At 67.4% G+C, this 17,050-nt stretch carries 11 protein-coding genes and 1 pseudogene; 8 read left to right on the top strand and 4 right to left on the bottom strand.

The features are described from left to right. The first annotated feature begins 90 nt into the window (after positions 1 to 90). From ACR5MH_RS10015 to ACR5MH_RS09985, 7 genes and pseudogenes are all read left to right on the top strand, one after another. A complete protein-coding gene (locus ACR5MH_RS10015) occupies positions 91 to 843 on the top strand; it encodes a glucose 1-dehydrogenase (RefSeq protein WP_431347083.1) in 753 nt (250 codons plus the stop codon). Positions 844 to 874: 31 nt separating this feature from the next. After that, entirely contained in the window at positions 875 to 3,139 is a 2,265-nt protein-coding gene (locus ACR5MH_RS10010; protein ID WP_431347082.1) for a glycoside hydrolase family 3 C-terminal domain-containing protein, read from the top strand. Continuing rightward, positions 3,136 to 4,095: a nucleoside hydrolase gene (locus tag ACR5MH_RS10005; protein ID WP_431347081.1), complete on the top strand. Its 960-nt coding sequence runs from the start codon at positions 3,136 to 3,138 to the stop codon at positions 4,093 to 4,095. The genes ACR5MH_RS10010 and ACR5MH_RS10005 overlap by 4 nt, the downstream gene beginning before the upstream one ends. Further along, a pseudogene (locus tag ACR5MH_RS10000) lies at positions 4,070 to 6,067 on the top strand (glycoside hydrolase family 3 protein); the annotation flags it as partial. The gene ACR5MH_RS10005 and the pseudogene ACR5MH_RS10000, both read left to right, overlap by 26 nt. A gap of 69 nt (positions 6,068 to 6,136) precedes the next feature. After that, positions 6,137 to 6,430 carry a fibronectin type III-like domain-contianing protein gene (locus ACR5MH_RS09995; RefSeq protein WP_431349380.1) on the top strand — a complete coding sequence of 98 codons (294 nt, stop codon included), beginning with the start codon at positions 6,137 to 6,139 and terminating at the stop codon, positions 6,428 to 6,430. A gap of 304 nt (positions 6,431 to 6,734) precedes the next feature. Then, positions 6,735 to 9,284: a glycoside hydrolase family 3 N-terminal domain-containing protein gene (locus ACR5MH_RS09990; RefSeq protein ID WP_431347080.1), complete on the top strand. Its 2,550-nt coding sequence runs from the start codon at positions 6,735 to 6,737 to the stop codon at positions 9,282 to 9,284. After that, positions 9,281 to 10,558, top strand: a complete 1,278-nt coding sequence (locus tag ACR5MH_RS09985) for a multidrug effflux MFS transporter (RefSeq protein ID WP_433862552.1) — start codon at positions 9,281 to 9,283, stop codon at positions 10,556 to 10,558. The genes ACR5MH_RS09990 and ACR5MH_RS09985 overlap by 4 nt, the downstream gene beginning before the upstream one ends. Before the next feature lie 3 nt (positions 10,559 to 10,561). On the opposite strand, the gene ACR5MH_RS09980 is transcribed toward ACR5MH_RS09985, so the two are convergent. The 3 genes from ACR5MH_RS09980 to ACR5MH_RS09970 are packed head-to-tail and all read right to left on the bottom strand — an operon-like array spanning position 10,562 to position 14,563. Beyond that, positions 10,562 to 11,971 carry a DUF4982 domain-containing protein gene (locus ACR5MH_RS09980; protein WP_433862551.1) on the bottom strand — a complete coding sequence of 470 codons (1,410 nt, stop codon included), beginning with the start codon at positions 11,969 to 11,971 and terminating at the stop codon, positions 10,562 to 10,564. Beyond that, on the bottom strand, positions 11,955 to 12,980 hold the full coding sequence (locus tag ACR5MH_RS09975; protein WP_431347075.1) for a sugar-binding domain-containing protein: 1,026 nt from the start codon (positions 12,978 to 12,980) through the stop codon (positions 11,955 to 11,957). Before ACR5MH_RS09975 ends, ACR5MH_RS09980 begins: the two co-directional genes overlap by 17 nt. Beyond that, entirely contained in the window at positions 12,977 to 14,563 is a 1,587-nt protein-coding gene (locus tag ACR5MH_RS09970) for a DUF4038 domain-containing protein (RefSeq protein ID WP_431347074.1), read from the bottom strand. Before ACR5MH_RS09970 ends, ACR5MH_RS09975 begins: the two co-directional genes overlap by 4 nt. Positions 14,564 to 14,683: 120 nt before the next feature. Here ACR5MH_RS09970 and ACR5MH_RS09965 point away from each other — a divergent pair, with 120 nt between their 5' ends. After that, complete coding sequence (locus ACR5MH_RS09965; RefSeq protein WP_431347073.1) at positions 14,684 to 16,204, top strand: family 43 glycosylhydrolase; 1,521 nt, start codon at positions 14,684 to 14,686, stop codon at positions 16,202 to 16,204. Here ACR5MH_RS09965 and ACR5MH_RS09960 read toward each other — a convergent pair. Then, on the bottom strand, positions 16,161 to 16,973 hold the full coding sequence (locus ACR5MH_RS09960; RefSeq protein WP_431347072.1) for a substrate-binding domain-containing protein: 813 nt from the start codon (positions 16,971 to 16,973) through the stop codon (positions 16,161 to 16,163). The genes ACR5MH_RS09965 and ACR5MH_RS09960 overlap by 44 nt on opposite strands. Positions 16,974 to 17,050: the final 77 nt, after the last annotated feature.

Genomic DNA, 17,050 nt, shown 5'->3' with positions numbered 1-17,050 from the left:
CCGCGGAGACGCTGTGATAGGTTGCCCCGAACGCGAAAATAGTTTTAAGTTTCGAAATTGGTTCGAATCGAGGAAAGCGAGTCGTCACGCATGAACCGTCTCACCGACAAGGTCGCGCTCATCAGCGGAGCTGCCCGCGGGCTCGGGGCCGAATTCGCCCGGGAACTGGTCGCGGAAGGAGCCTCGGTGGTGATCGGTGACGTTCTCGACGAAGAAGGTCAGCGGCTCGCCTCGGAGATCGGACCGTCGGCGCACTATGTCCATCTCGACGTCCGAGAATACGACCAGTGGCGCAACGCCGTCGAGGTGGTCGCGCAAACGTTCGGTCGCCTGGACATCCTCGTCAACAACGCCGGGGTGGTGCGGAACGCTCCGATCGACGAGCACTCGCCGGAGGACTGGAACCTGGTCATCGACGTCAACCTGACCGGCTCCTTCTACGGGATCCGTTCGGCTGCGGCGGCGCTCAAAGCCTCCGGGCGCGGGTCGATCATCAACATCTCCTCTGCCGCCGGGCTCCAGGGCTTCGGAGGCATCACCGGATACAACGCGTCGAAGTTCGGTCTCCGAGGGCTGACCAAGAGTGCGGCCCTCGATCTCGGTCCGCACAACGTCCGGGTCAACACCGTGCACCCGGGCCTTATCCGCACTCCGCTGCTGCAGCGGATGGAGTTCCCTCAGGAACACGTCGCACTCCACCGCATGGGCGAGACGAGCGAGATCGCGAAACTCGTCGTCTTTCTCGCGAGCGACGAGTCCTCCTTCTCGACCGGCGCAGAGTTCATCGCCGACGGCGGAGAAAGCGCCGGTCTGGCGCACTCGGCCGGAAACACGACCAGCTGACCACCCCCAGGTACCGGAGAGAACCATTCAGATGACCAACCACCTCCTGATCGACGGGCTGAGCCTCGAAGAGAAGGCGTCGCTTGTTTCCGGCTTCGCGTTCTGGAACACCACGGCCGTTGAATCGGCCGGCATCCCGGCCGTGGTCTTATCCGACGGCCCGCACGGAGTTCGTCGCCAGGAAGGTCGCGATGACCACCTGGGCATCAACGCGGCCCGACCATCGACTGCCTTCCCCACTGCGTCTGCGTCAGCGAGTTCGTGGGATCGTGATCTTCTCTCCACCATGGGCGTCGCGCTGGGAGCCGAAGCGCGCACGCTGGGCGTTGACGTGCTGCTCGGCCCCGGAGTGAACATCAAACGCAGCCCCCTGTGCGGCCGGAACTTCGAGTATTTCTCCGAAGACCCGCTTCTGTCCGGTGAGCTCGGGGCGGCATGGGTGCGGGGGCTGAAGACTCACGGGGTCGCGGCGTCGGTGAAGCACTACGTTGCGAACGACCAGGAAACCGACCGCATGCGGATCAGCGCCGAGGTGGACGAGCGCACCCTGCGCGAGATCTATCTCCGGGCCTTCCAGCGGGTCATCGATAAGTCCTCGCCTGCCACCGTCATGGCCTCCTATAACGGTGTCAACGGCGAGCCGGTGATCTCGAACCACTGGCTACTCACGGAGATCCTTCGAGATGAGTGGGGCTGGGAAGGCGTTGTCCTCTCCGACTGGGGCGCGGCTGCCTCCGACGTCGTCGCGGCCGTGCGGGCCGGCCTCGATCTCGATATGCCGGGCACGGGAGCCGGCTGGGCCGCCCTGACTGAGGCAGTTCGCAGCGGTGCGCTCGACGAGGCGATTCTCGATCGAGCAGCCTCACGGGTCGCCGAGCTCGCTGTGACCATCGTCGCTGCTCGAGCGGGCCATGCGCCCGCCTTCGATGCGGAGACCCATCACGCTCTCGCGAAGGAGATCGCCGAGCAGTCTGCCGTTCTTCTCAAGAACGAGGGGGTCCTCCCGCTCTCCGCCGACGCCGAAGGCCCCATCGCCGTCATCGGAGAGTTCGCTCGCACACCGCGCTACCAGGGCGCTGGAAGCAGCCACATCGTGCCGACACGAATCGATAATGCGTTGGAGACCATCCGTGCGCGAGCCGGGGATCGGGCCGTGACCTTCGAGCCCGGTTTCACATTGGACGGTCAGGCGGATCCCGGGCTCGTGGATCAGGCCGTGAAAGCGGCTCGCGAAGCGTCCGACGTCGTCGTATTCCTCGGGCTTCCCGCAGAGGACGAGTCCGAAGCATTCGACCGCGCCACCATGGACCTTCCCGATGACCAGTTGAAGCTGCTGCGGCGGATCGTGGAGACAAATGATCGGGTCACCGTCGTACTCTCCAACGGCGGTGTCGTGTCCGTCGAGCCGTGGCGGGGAGGCGTCCAGGCGATCCTCGAGATGTGGCTGGGTGGGCAGGCCGTCGGGAGCGCGGCGGCTTCTCTCCTGTTCGGCGACACCAATCCGTCGGGAAAGCTCGCGGAGACGATCCCGCTCGCACTCGCGGACACTCCGTCATTCCACAACTTCCCCGGAAACGGGCAGACGGTCCTCTATGGCGAGCGGATCTACGTGGGCTACCGGCATTTCGACTCGGTGGGACGCGATGTCGCCTATCCCTTCGGACATGGCCTCTCGTACACGAGCTTCCAGTACGAAGACCTCGTCGCCGACATTGTGGGAGACACCCTGGAGGTCCGGGTCCGCGTGACCAACAACGGATCGCGCGACGGCGCGGAGGTCGTGCAGTTCTACTCCGTTCCGCCGAAGTCGGAGGAAGACCGCCCAGCCCACGAGCTGGTGGGGTTCGAGAAGGTGGTCGTGGAAGCCGGCGGCAGCACCGTGGCCACGTCACGGATTCCGCTCGCGGACCTGGACTATTGGAGCTCGCGCTCCCGGCGATGGGTTCGCGGTGGGGGTCTCTACACGATTCAGGCGGCAGCCTCCTCGCGCGACATTCGCGCCCAGGTCAGGGTCGAGCTTGCCGGCACGGAGCCGGCACCGCCTCTGACACTCGACTCAGCGATGGGCGAATGGTTCGCCGACGCCGAGGGCGCTGTGGCTCTGCAGGAGATGATGAGGCAGTTCGCGACGCAGGGCACGGGGGAGTGGGACGACGCGACGCTCCCGCTGGTTCTCCCGATGCCGCTTCGCACGATCCTGCCGATGGCCGCGTCGAAACTGCCATTCCCCGTGCTGGGAGAGCGTCTGCTCCAACGGCTCGCGGAGCTTCGCCAGAGCAGGACGGCTCATCAGTGAACCCGGCCGAATTGATCTCCCGTCCGCCCCGCGCGCGGGTGATCGTCGACAACGATTTTGCAGGCGATCCGGACGACCTCTTTCAGCTTGCGCATCATCTTCTGTCGCCATCGGTAGAGATCCCGTTCGTCATCGCGTCGCGGTTGCCGGCGGTGCCCCCGAGAGCGCACCTCGGCTCGGTCGACCGGGGAGTCTCCGAGGTGGCAGCGCTGCTCGAGCAGATGAAGATCGACATCCCCGTCCTGCGTGGTACTGAGCAGGATCGCAGCGATGCGGCCCCGGTCAGGTCTGAGGCGAGTGACGCGATCGTCGTGGAAGCCATGAGAGACGACACTGATCTGCCGCTGTACGTGGTCCTCGGCGGCGGCCTGACCGAACTCGCAAACGCCTATCTCGCCGAGCCCGCCATCGCCGAACGGCTCACGGCAGTCTGGATCGGCGGTGCAGGCTACTCCGACCCGGAACCCGCGGAGCCGTCGATGTTCGGGGCCGAGTACAACATGAATATCGACGTGGCCAGCGCGCAGGTCGTGTTCGGTTCGCCGATTCCGCTCTGGCAGGTCCCGGCCGACGCGTACCGGCGTTGCCTGGTGTCCTGGGCTGAGCTGCGCCGGCGCGTGGGGAGTCTCGGAGGTCTTGGCGCCCACCTCTTGTCGGCCCTCGACGGATTCGCCGACCGGGTAGGCGAGCACGGGTTGAACGTGGGGGAGACGTACGTGCTGGGCGACAGCCCGCTCGTGCTGCTGACCGCCCTGCAGTCAGGATTCGACCCGGACCCGGCCTCATCGGACTCGGTCATGATGCCGCGGATGTCCATCACTGACTCCGGCTGGTACGGGGCGGCCCAGCCGACGCTGCCTCCCGTGCGCGTCTTCACCCGGCCGGACACGCGCCTGATGTTCGAAGACATGTTCGCGAAGTTCGCCCTCCATGCTGCGGACGCCGGAGCGCGGTGACGAGAAAGGAAACGCCATGACACCCGAGGCGATTCGACGACGGCTGTCTCTGGATGAGAAGGTCGCTCAGCTCAGCGGCATCCGTCTGACCGATCTGCTTGCCCCGCCGGACTCGGGAAGCGGTGCACTGTTCGGACTGGACATCGGCCGTCTCTCTCAGCTGAGTCCGCACGGGGTGGGCCACCTCTCGATGGCGTGGTTCGCGGGAACCACTCGCGAACAGCTCCGCGACGACGTGCGAGCCATCCAGGAAGAGGTCACCGAGCGCGCGCCGTTCGGGATCGGCGCACTCGTGCACTTCGAGGCGATCAGCGGCGTCGTGCACCGAGCTGCGCCGCAGTTCCCCACGGCCTGGGCGCAGGCGGCCGCGTGGAACCCCGAACTCATCGAGGCTCAAGCCGCGATCTCCTCCGCGTATGTCCACGACGTGGGTGGTCATCTGGTCTTCTCTCCTGTCATGGATATCGCACGCGACCCGCGGTGGGGCCGAGTGCACGAGACCTACGGAGAAGATCCTGAGCTCGTGGCGCGTTGCGCCGTCGCCTTCGTGCATGGGGTCCATGGTCGGGAGACGACCGCAGCCGTTCTCGCGACCGGCAAGCACTTCCTCGGCTATGCAGCGTCCGAAGGGGGCCTGAACCAGGCCGTGACGTCGATCGGCACACGCGCGCTGGTCGACGAGTATGCGGAGCCCTTCTGACGCGCGATCGACGAGGCCGGGCTCTCCGTCGTGATGAACTCGTACAACGAGATCGATGGTGTGCCGGCGGTCGCCAACCGGTGGTTACTGACCGACCTCCTCCGTGGCCAGCTGGGGTTCACCGGCATTGTCGTCAGCGACTACAGCTCTGTCCGGATGCTGGAGACGATCTTCCACACCGCCCGCACACCCGGAGAGGCGGCGGCCCAGGCCGTCAGCGCCGGAATCGACGCGGAACTCCCTGAGACGGATCGTTTTAGCGCTCTCGCCGACGAAGTCCGCTCCGGCCGAGTCGACGAGCGCGTCATCGATCAAGCGGTCGACCGTGTGCTGACCGTCAAAACCAGGCTCGGCCTCGTCCCCGGGTTCGAGAGGCGGAGCCCTCGGCCCCTCGCATCGAAGAAGGAGTCCGCGGGGCTCGGCAGGCAGATCGCCGAACAATCCATCACTCTGCTCGTCAACGACGGAGTCCTCCCGCTCTTGCCCGGATCGCGCATCGCCGTGGTGGGTCCGGCGGCCGACGAGCTGCGCATCCACTTCGGCGCCTACACGTCCACCTCGGACTCCGAGATGGTGCTGGGCTCGATGGCGCTCCGCGACGGCGAGATCCCCGGGATCGACCCGGATACGTTCGTGTTCACGGACATCTTCCAAGCGCGCATGCCCGGGATAGAACCCCGATTCGAGGCCACTGCGCGGGCGATCCACCCGGAGGCCCTCACCCTCCTGGACGCTCTGCGTACGCATTCGTCCGATATCACGTATGTTCCGGCCGGGTCCTTTCTCGACGACGGCGATCCGCTCGGCGACTCGCTAACGGCTGCGATCGCGGAGGCCGACGTCGTCATCGCAGCGGTCGGCGAGCGCACCGGTTGGGTCGGTAACAATACGGCGGGGGAGGGACAGAGCACCGCTGAACCGCGGCTTCCTGGCAACCAGGAGCGGTTGATCAAAACGATCGCCCGCACGGGCGTGCCGCTCGTGACGGTCGTCGTGTCCGGCCGACCACTGTTGTTGGCCGAGATCGCAATGCAGTCGAATGCGCTCGTACTCGCCCCACTCCTCGGTGAGCACGCGGGTCCCGCAGTGGCCAGGGTCCTCTTCGGCGCGGTGAACCCCAGTGGGAAGCTGCCGAACACCTTCCCACGGTCGGCCGGGCAACTGCCGGTGTATCACGGACACCACTACGGCAGCGGCTACGACCACCCTTCCGGAACCCGACACGGATACAACGACACCGATGGTGAAGGACCCCTCTTCGCTTTCGGGCACGGGTTGTCGTACACGACGTTCGAGGTGACCGGCAGCTCCGAGGCTACCGACCGTGCCGGTGAGCTGGGGATGTCCGTTGTGGTGGCGAACACGGGGCCGTGCGCGGGCGCGACGATCGTACAGCTCTACGCGCGCGTCGCGACCGCACCGGTCGTGCGGCCGGTTCGGCAGTTGCTCGACTTCGCGCGCGTCGAGCTGGCGCCCGGTGATACTGCTGAAGTTCGGCTCAGCGCCCCGGTGACCCGGCTTGCGTACACCGGCCTCGATGGCGCCCGCGTGGCGCCTCATGGTCCTGTGACGTTGTCTGTCGGCCTCGCCTCCGATGACATCCGAGCGTCGAGCTCAACCGGGTTGCTCGGCTGAGGGTGAGCGCACGACAGTCCACGCCGCGCTCCCCGAGTCGATCGCACTGGACTCGACCCTGGCGACCGGCTCGGGACACCAGTTCACGCCGGAGTTCGTGCACACAAAGAATCTCGACTACTCGGGAGAGGATTGCGCAAATGCCGGTTTCTGATTGGACGATCCGGCGTGCCGCTCTTGATACTTGAAGGGCATCCTCCGCCGCGGAACTGAGCCGTCGCGAGGGCATCGATTCAGGAAGTCCGGCAGTTCCCGACCGGCGCGGCGCACCGGCCGCTGCCAGAGCCGGCGGATGGAACAGACGATGACTGAAATCGCCCGCACAGCTATCACACCGGGTCGGCCGTGGCTCGACACTTCTGGAGACCGGATCCAGGCGCACGGCGACGCGACGAGTGAGGCGACCCTCCGAACGCACGCCGACCGTTTCCGGCCGCTGGGCGGTCGCAACCCGCAGCTCGACCCCGCGGAGCGGGCCGACCTGCTTCTCGCGCAGCTGACACTCGACGAGAAGATGGCGCAGGTGTCCTGCTACTTCCCCGTCGACATCAACGACACGTCGGACTTCGTGAAGGCGTTTCCGCACGGTGTCGGCGAAGTGTCGAGCCTGGAGACGAGGTCCGCGCGGACCCTGGACGAAGTGACCGCCTTCCAACGACGCGTTCAGACCGAGGCGATGGAGGCGTCTCGCCTGGGCATCCCCGCCATCTTCCACATGGAGGGGATGTGCGGCGCCTACCTGCCGGGAGCGACGAGCTTCCCGTCCGGGCTGGCGCGGGGCGCGAGCTGGGACATCGACTTGGAGTACGCGATCGCCGAGATCGTGGGCCGGCAGGAGCGAGCGGTGGGGATCACCCACACGCTCGCGCCGGTCCTCGACGTCTCTCGCGACCCTCGGATGGGGCGGCACGGAGAGAGTTACGGCGAAGACCCCACCCTCGCGGCCGCGCTGGGCGTCGCAGCCGTGCGCGGGCTGCAGCGTGAGGACGCCGACGGCCGCCGCACCGAAGCCGTGGCCAAGCATTTCATCGGGTCGCATCACACCGAGGGCGGCATCCATGGAGCCCATTGCGACATTCCCGACCGCCTGCTGCGGGAGGTGTACGGCAAGCCGTTCCAAGCGGCCATCACCGAGGCGGGCCTGCTCGGCATGATGCCGTCGTACAACTCCGTGGCCGGTCAACCGGTCTCCGCCTCGGCTCCCCTTCTCACGACGTTGCTGCGGGAGCAGATGGGCTTCCGGGGCCTCGTCGTGTCGGACTACGGCGCGATCGGCAATCTGCACGAGGTTCAGCACGTCGCCGCGTCGCTGCCCGAGGCAGGCCTTGCGGCTCTGCATGCCGGTCTCGACGTCGAATTGCATGTCCCGCGCGGGTTCGGCCCGGAGCTGCGCGAGTGGTTCGCCGACGGCCGCGCCGACATGGCTCTCCTGGATCGCGCCGTCCGGGCGGTGCTCACGACCAAGTTCCGGATGGGGCTGTTCGAGCGTCCGTACGCGCCCGAGAACGCCGAGCGGGACGCTCGATTCTCGACCGCGTCGGACCGCGACGTCTCGCTGCAGTCGGCACGCGAATCGATCGTGCTTTTGCAGAACAGCGGCGTGCTGCCGCTGGCCCGAGACGTCCGCACGATCGCCGTGATCGGCCCTCACGCCGCCAGCGCCCGGTTCTTCTTCGGCGGGTACACCCACTACTCGATGGCCGAGGGCAAGCTCGCGGTGCACACGTCGATGGCGGGTCTGACGGGGCAGGACGACGATCGCTCGATCGCCGCCACAATTCCGGGAACGACCATCGAGGCCTCGGACGGCCCCGAGTACGAAGCCCTGCTCCAACAGCAGAAGCCCGGCATCCGCACGCTTCTCGACGAGCTGCGTGCCCGGTTGCCGGAGACCGAGATCTCCTGGTCCTACGGGTACCCGATCGCCGGTGTAGACGATTCGGGACACGCGGAGGCGATCGCCCTGGCGCGAGAGGCCGACCTGGTCATCCTCACCCTCGGCGGGAAGCACGGGACCGCCTCCATCGCCTCCATGGGAGAAGGGATCGATGCCACCGACATCAACCTCCCGCCGTGCCAGGAGCAGCTCATCGGGAAGCTGGCCGCCCTCGATGTCCCACTGGTGGGCGTCCACCTGGATGGCCGGCCGATCTCGAGCGATGCGGCCGACGCCCACCTGAGTGCCCTGGTCGAGGCGTGGAGTCCGGCCGAGTGCGGGGCGGAGGCGATCGTCGACGTCCTGACAGGCTCCTACGACCCGAGCGGTCGGCTGCCGGTCAGCATCGCCCGCAATGCAGGCCAGGTGCCGATCTACTCTGCGCACCCCTACGGCTCCAGCTGGCACCAGGGCGCGAGCATCGGCTTCGCCGAATACGTCGATGCGCTGCACACCCCGCGACACCCGTTCGGGCACGGCCTGACCTACACCACCTTCGAGTACGCGGGACTGCGGTTGTCGCAACGCGAGATCGCCGCCTCCGGATCAGTCGATGTCACGTTCACCCTCAGCAACACGGGGGACCGGGCCGGCACCGAGGTCGTCCAGTTCTACATCCGCGACCGTTACGCCTCCCTGTCCCGGCCGGTCCTCGAACTGGCGGGGTTCCGCCGCGTCCAGCTTGCGCCGGGGGAGAGCGCCGAGGTGTCGTTCTCCCTGTCGATGAGCCAGCTGGCGTTCGTCGACTCCGCACTCCAGTGGCGCGTGGAGGCGGGTGAGGTCGACGTGTTCATCGGGGCGTCCTCGGAGGACCTCCGGCTCGCGGACGTGTTCACCGTCACCTCCGACCTGCTGGTCGACGGGGCATCGAGAGCGTTCTACGCCGCCGATCCCTCCCAGCGCGCGAGTCGAGGATGACCCCGCCTCCGACGCAGGTCGGCCCGATTGCGAGGGCGGCGCGTCCGCCTGTCGTCGCCGCCGTTCCCGCCGCCGAACCGGACAGGCGCTGGGTGCTGGCCGTGGTTCTCGGGGCGCTGACGATGCTCGGCCCGTTCACGATGGACCTCTATCTGCCGGCGTTTCCCGAGGTGCAGCGTGACCTGTCCGCGTCGCAGGCGGGTGTGCAGCTCACTCTGACGGCGACAGCCATCGGAATGGGCGTCGGGCAGATCGTGGTGGGTCCGTTGAGCGATGCGTTCGGCCGGCGTGTTCCGCTCGTGCTCGCGACGGGTCTGCACGTGGTGGCCAGCTGCGCGGTGGCGCTCGCGCCCGGGATCGTGATCGTGGCGGCGGCGCGTTTCGGTCAGGGCATCGGTGCCTCTGCGAGCGCTGTCGTGACCGTGGCGATCATCCGGGACCTGTTCGGCGGCTATCGGCTCGTCCGCATGCTCGCCAGCATCGCGATGATCGGCGGACTGGCGCCGATCATCGCCCCGGTCCTCGGGTCCCAGCTCCTCCTGGTGATGTCGTGGCGAGGGGTGTTCTGGCTGCTCGCCGGCTTCGGTCTCGCGATCGTGATCGCCTGCACACTCGTGGTGCCCGAGACATTGCAGGCGCATGTGCAGGGGGAGTCCGAGCGAGTCACGATGCACGCCAGGGTGCGCATCATCCTGGCTGATCGCGCCTTCGTGGGTGTCGCGGTGATCGCCGCCATGGTTTTCGCCACGGTGATCACCTACCTGTCGACGACGCCATTCATCTTCCAGGACGGGTTCGGCCTGGATGCTCAGCAATTCGGCCTGCTGTTCGCCGTCAACGCGCTCGGTCTGCTGGCCGCGACGCAGGTCTCGGCGCGGCTGATGCGATGGTTGGAGCCGGCATGGATGTTGGCGGGTGTGCTGACCGTCATGCTCGCGAGCGGTGCAGCGCTGACGCTGCTGGGCCTGTCGCACGCGCCTTTCCTGAGCGTCGCGGCCGTGAGTTTCGTCTTCGTCTCGGCATCCGGGTTCGCCAACCCCTGCGTGTCCATCCTCACGCTCAAGGACCACCGGGGGCGTGCTGGGTCGGCCGCGGCGATCACGGGCTTCGCGAACTCCATCGCCGGAGGCGTCGTGTCGCCGCTCCCGGGCCTTCTCGGGAAAGCGGGTGCTGCGAGCCTCGGCATCATCGTCGTCACGGCGATGATCGTTGCGATGCTCGCACTCTGGTTGGTCGTGCGTCCTTGGACGGTGACGCGGCTGAGCAGGGACTGACGCTCAGACCGCTGTCACGGTCACGGTGACCGGGGCCAGACCGTCCGCGGTCACCGTGATCTCGATGGGACCCGTTCCGGTTGGTCTGATCACGGCCAGTGCACGTCCTTCGAAGGTCGTGTGCGTCTCGGCGGTGTAGCTCTCGTCGGTCACGGGCCTGGCGCTTCCCAACCCCTGAAGCACACCTGCCCCCGCGACAGTGACGATGGCCGGACGGTCGCCGAGGGTCGAGACCACACCGTCCGGGTCAACGAGCTCGACGGTGACGTAGGAGAGGTCCGAGTCGTCCGAGCGGATCTCCGGCCGGTCGGCCGCGACGCGCAGGGCCCGCACCGGGCCCGCTGAGACGAGTGCGTGTCTGCCGACTTCGGTGCCGTTGTCGATGGCCACCGCTTCGAGCGTCCCGGCTTCATACGGAACCTCGAAACCGGCGATATGACGTTCCGTTCGACGACGGCCGAGCGACCGCCCGTTGAGGATGAGCTCGATCTCCGGCGAAGGGCTGTAGACGTCGACGGTCAGCGGAGTGTCGGGGGCGGAGTTCCACGTCCACGATCCGATGGTGTCGGTCCAGGCCCAACTGTGCGCCGTTGCCTTTCCGCTGCGCGCTTCAGGGCGGTGCACGGCGATGTAGGGAGCGGTGCGCAGCCCGAAGACGATCTCCCGGTAGTAGGACGCCGGACGACGGTGACCGGTGATGTCGATGTCGCCGGCCCACGCCAGCAGAGTAGGGAACGCCTGAGGGTCGGCAGGGCTGTCCGCGTCGGCGTCCGCGTACGCGACCAGGCCCAGTCCCGCCTCGCCGAGGTAGTCCCAGCCGGTCCAGGTGAAGTCGCCGATGACGTGGGCGTTCTCAGTGACGAGCGGCCAGATCTCGTCGATCTTCTTCGCGAGGGTCTCGGTGCCCATCAGCACCCGGTCGGGGAACCGCTTCGCGTCGGCGAGATACCGTTCGTGAGCGTAGTTGTGGCCGACGACGTCGACGACGGAGTGCGACTCCTCGGTCTTGTCGGTGACGACGTCGGAGAGGGAGATCTGGTCCATGAGGTCGCCGAGCTGCGACATCAGGTCGTTGACGCCGACCTGCGTGCTGAGCTCGCCCGCCTGCGCCCGGAACTCCGGCAGGATGTCGGAGATCGTGGCGACGAAGCCGCTGATCCCATTGGTGACGAAGCGCGTGGGATCGAGCGCGCGGACCTTCTCCGCGAGTCGTCGACCCCACCGGGCGCCGAGCGCGTTGCCGGCGTCGAGGACTTCGTTGCCGATCGAGTACATGACGACCGACGGCCGGTTGATGTCCTTCGCGACCATCGCTTCGATGTCGCGCTCCCACCACTCGGGGAAGGCCAGCGAATAGTCGAAGGGATTCTTACCCTTGGTCCACATGTCGAACGCCTCATCGACGACCAGCATCCCCAGCCGGTCGCAGGCGTCCAGCGCCGCAGGACTGAGGGGGTGTGCGCAGCCCGGATCGCGTTGAAACCGGCCGCTTTGAGCAGCTCGACTCGACGCTCTTCTGCGCGGTAGATCGAGACAGCGCCGAGAACCCCGTTGTCATGGTGCACGCAGGCGCCACGGAGCTTGATGGGCGTGCCGTTGAGGCGCAGCCCGTGCGTCGGATCCAGTCGGAGCGTCCGTATGCCGAATCGCACGGTGTCTTCGTCGACAGCTTCGTCGCCGTCCGTGACCTGGATCTGCGCGGAGTACTGGTGGGGGAGTCCAGCTCCCACAGGCGTGGAGTGGACACATACAGCCTCTGGTGCGCGGTGGCCGTCTCGCCGGGAGCGAGGGTCACCGGACTGGAGCCGCTCGCGACGGTCTGTCCCTCCGCGTCCACGATGTCGATCGCGACGCGGACGGTGCGCGTGTTCACGCCCTCGTTCAGCAGCGTGGTCGAGACCTCGACGACCGCGCGCTCGTCGTCCACGTCCGGCGTCGTGACCTGGATTCCGTCCGCCTTCAGGTGCAGCAGGCCGGAGACGGTGAGGACGGTGTCGCGGTAGATCCCCAGCCCCGAATACCATCGGGCGTCTTCGTGGGCTCGGGCCTCGACCCGGATCTCGTTCGTCTCGCCGTAGCGCAGCGCCGGGTCGAGGGCGATCCGGAACGGGCTGTGGCCGGAGGGGCGCTGACCGAGGTACGCGCCGTTCACGAACACCGTCGCGTCGCGATAGACCCCCTGGAACTCGACGCTGACCCTCTTGTCCCGCCATTCGTCGGGCACGTCGAACTGCTTCGTGTAGGCGACGGAACCGCCGGAGAAGTATCCGGTCGATGGGCCGATCGACGGGTCCCGCGGAAGATCGAGCATCGCGTCGTGGGGAAGGGTGATCGTCTCGGACTCGTCCGCGTCAGCGTTGAGCTGGGTGAAGATGCTGACATTCGGCCGGACGATCCAGTCGGCGTTGAAGGACGTTTTCATGTGTTCTCCGATTCGACTGTGCGCGCGATGAGCACCCAGTCTTCAGGCGATGGTGTGGGCGGGACGGGGAGGCGCCCGTCGAGAGGACGAGCCTCGGCCGCGACGGCGGACCGCTCGCCCGTTCTCGGATCGAACCACTCGACCCGATACGCGGATCCGGCCAGATCGCGGAGCACGCCGCCTCCTTCGTCGGGCCGATAGGTCTCCCCGAAGTGGAGGACGACTGTGCTGGTGCTGTCGTCCGCTGCGACCAACGGCCGATAGAAGGTCTGGTTGATGCCGCTGTCGGCCGTGAACAGGTGGGCCGCCGGGCGCAGCGCGGTCCACGGCAGGGACTCGTAGAGCTGGCGCATGTAGCCCAGCTGCCGACCGCCGGGAAGGTCGACGCCCTCGTACCAGGCGAGCGAGCCCCAGGACATCTCCGACACGGACCGGTCCCATGCGCCGTTCCAGCAGCCCTGGGCGCCGTAGCTGTACCCGCAGCAACCGGACTGGATGGCGCGATACGCGACCTGGCGCATCATCACGTCGGTGACCGGGCGGCGACCGGTGGGTTCGACGCTGATGAGGCCTTCGTAGAAGCTCTCTCCTTCGACGAGGGGCCGGCCGGGGTACCGGGTCAGGTGCTCTGTCCAGTGCGACGGGCTCATGTCGAGGTCGCCGTGGCCGAGCTGGTTGAGCGTGAAAGTCAGCCAGTCCTCGTCCTGGTAGTAGTCGGCGATCGGTCTCTCGGTGGTCAGGTGGGCCGTGATCGGGTGGCGGTAGTCGTCGTGGTCCCTGATGGTGAGAGCGACGTCGCGCCAGGCGGCGATGCGGTCGGTGCGTCGAGCGGCGTCGTATCCCGCGGCCTCCCCGCCCAGTGTCCACACCACGGGGTATGCGCCGTAGCGGGCGACGACGTACCGGGCGAGGCGGATCAGCGCAGCGGGGTCGCCATCGGCGGCGTGATGCCAGCCGAGGCCGAGAGCGTGGACGAGTCCCGCCTCTGCGATATAGGCCATCCGCGGATCCACGACGTCGCGGAAGAACGCGACATCGATCGTGGAGCGGCCGGCGGCCGTGGACCAGAAGTCGGGGGGCGAGTAGGAGAGCAGATTCCCCTGGTAGACGGTGAACCCTTGACGTACGCGCAGATCGACGGTGTCGCGGAACTGGGATGACCAACCGGGCTTGTTGGATTCCTCCCACCGCTCCCGGGCGAAGCGCCAGTGCGTGTCCGCCAGCCAGAAGAACGGCGTCCCGTCACGGCGCTGGAGGTGACGTCCGGACGGAGCCGCCTCCAAGAAGCCGCGACTGCCGCCGGCGGCATCGTCGGCGAGACAGTCGACCGCTCCGGTGACACCGTGCAGGCCGGCATCCGTCGGTACTGTGGCGCTTGTCGAGTAGGTCCAGCGACCCGGCTCGGTCGGCGCGAACCGCACCCGCCACGTTCGTGCGCCATCCCAGAACGCCGGCCGCGACAGTGTGCCGCCTGACGGTGACGCGAAGGTGACGGTGACGTCCACATCGGAGTAGGGGTCGGCGTAGGGGAGGGCGCTTGAGAACTCGAGTTCGAGGGGCTTCCACGGCGCAACGCTGGGCAACTGGCCTCCTTGGACGTGTGACGCTCTCCATTCTCTGTGCTCTCGAATCGGGTCAGTGCCTTTTGCGCAATAGTGGGTGATCGGCTGGACTCGTCGACGACTCCGATTCAGGGTGTGCTTATGCGACCCATCCTGCCCGGCTTCCATCCGGACCCGACCATCTGCAAGGTCGGGGGCGACTACTATCTCGCCAACTCCAGCTTCGAGTACTTCCCCGGGGCGCCGCTGTTCCGAAGCGGGGATCTGCTCGAGTGGACGCAGGTGGGCAACATCCTGGATCGTCGCAGCCAGTTCCTCCACGGCCTCGACGGTCCGTCGACCGGGATCTACGGGTCGACTCTTCGTCATCACGACGGCCGGTTCTGGTTCATCACGACCAATGTCAGCGATTTCGATCACGGGCAGGTCATCCTGAGCACCGACGATCCCGCGAACGGGTGGAGCGATCCGGTCTTCGTCCCGGGCGCCGTCGGAATCGATCCCGACGTGTGCTGGGACGAGGACGGAACGTGCTACCTGACCTGGAACGCGCTGAACTTCGAGGACGGTGGCCGAGGCATCCGCCAGGCGCCGATCGATCTCGGGACGGGGCGGCTTCTCGGGTCGGACTACGCGGTCTGGCAGGGGACCGGCATGGTCGCTCCCGAGGGTCCTCACCTGTATCGGATCGGCGACTTCTGGTACCTGTTTCTCGCGGAGGGCGGAACCGAGAGAGGGCACAGCGTGACCGTCGCGCGGTCCAGTTCCCCGGCGGGTCCCTTCGATCCCTGCCCGTGGAACCCGATCCTCACGCACCGCAGCAGCGGGCACCCGGTTCAGAACGTCGGCCACGCCGATCTCGTCGAGACGCCCGACGGGCGCTGGGCGGCCGTGTACCTGGGAGTGAGGCCGAGCGGCTCCACACCCGGCTTCCACGTTCTGGGCCGGGAGACGTTCGTGGCGGGTGTCGACTGGGTCGACGGATGGCCCGTCTTCGACGAGAACCGTTACGCGGTCGGGGCGGCGGAGACCTCCTTCGTCGAGGACTTCTCCGGCGCCGCTCTCGCACCGGACTGGGTGAGCCCGGGAGGCGATCCCGCAGCGGTGCTCACGCCGCTGCCGGGCGGAGGCGCCGACCTGGTGCCGGGCGACGGATCGGATGCGGCGCTGCTGTGTCGTCGGGTGCGCGACCTGAGCTGGAGCGCAGAAGCGTGGTTCCTGGACTCGGGACGACTCCGCCTCCGCATGGACGATCGGCACTGGTACGGCCTCGAATGGCGGGAGGGGACGCTCACAGCGAGCGTCCGTATCGGCGACGCGATTTCGGATGTGGCCCGGGTCGCCGTCGGACCGGACGAGATCTCGCTGGTCATCGCAAGCGTGGCAGCGGAGTCTCCGACGGTTCCGTTCGGGCACGGCGGTCCGGACGACATCGTGCTGGCCTACCGCGACGGCGTGGGACTGCATACGGTGGCACGATTGGATGGACGGTACCTCTCCACCGAGGTCGCCGGCGGTTTCACCGGACGCATGCTGGCGCTGGGGGCGAGTGGCTCCCGGTCGGTCGTGCGGTCGGTGCGATACCTACCGCTTCATGGCGCATTCACCGGATCGGTCGTCAGTGCGGAGTCCGCGGAGGAAGCGTTGACTCCCGCACGATGAGCCTGGTCGCGAGCTCGATCCGTTCGAAGCGCTCCTGGTCACGAATCCGGAGCTCGCTGACCAGCTGCACTGCCCGCTGGGCCATCGCCTGGAGCGGTTGACTGACCGAGCTGAGCGGTGGGGTGGCGAGGGCTGCCCTGGGTTCGTCGTTGTAGCCGACCACGCTGACGTCCTGAGGGATCCGCAGCCGCAGGTCCTGTGCCGCGCGGTAGACGGTGAGCGCCATCTCGTCGTTGCAGGCGAAGACCCCGATGGGCGTGTCCGACTCGCTGAGGGCGCGGCGCAGCTCCGGGGTGACGTCCGCGCCTGACCAACTCGAGTCGACCCTGCTGATCGAGACGTCGCCCCGGTGGTCGGCGATCGCGGAACGGAATCCGTCTTCACGGGCCCGGCCGAACCGGAAGGCGGGTGTTCCGCACACGACGGCGAAACGTTCGACCGGCGTGGCGGCGAGGAGTGTGCCGGCGTCGTAGCCGCCCTGCCAGTCGGTGGTTCCGATGCTCGCGAGCTGCCCGTGCGGATCCGACTGCGGGTCGAGGAGGACGATCGGGATGCGGGCCACAGCCAACTCGTCCAACTGACGCGTCGTGGGGCGGATGATCCCCAGGATCACGCCTGAGGGGCGTCGTCGTGCCACCCGGGTCGGCCAGTCGTCGGTGGGATCGTCACGTTCGAGCGTGAGGACCAGATCGAATCCGTGCTCGAAGGCGCCTTGTCGCGCGCCGGCCACGATCGCGTCGGTCCACGCGTCGTCGAAGCTGCCGAGCACGAGCTCGATGAGCCGCAGGTCACGTGTGGTCGGACGGCCCTTGGCTGTCTGCCCTGCGTCGTAGCCCAGCTCGCTCG

Source organism: Streptomyces sp. L7 (assembly GCF_050990935.1).
Classification (GTDB): Bacteria; Actinomycetota; Actinomycetes; order Actinomycetales; family Microbacteriaceae; genus Leifsonia.
Note: the sequence above shows the minus strand (reverse complement) of the source record. Positions and strands in the feature narration are given on the sequence as shown.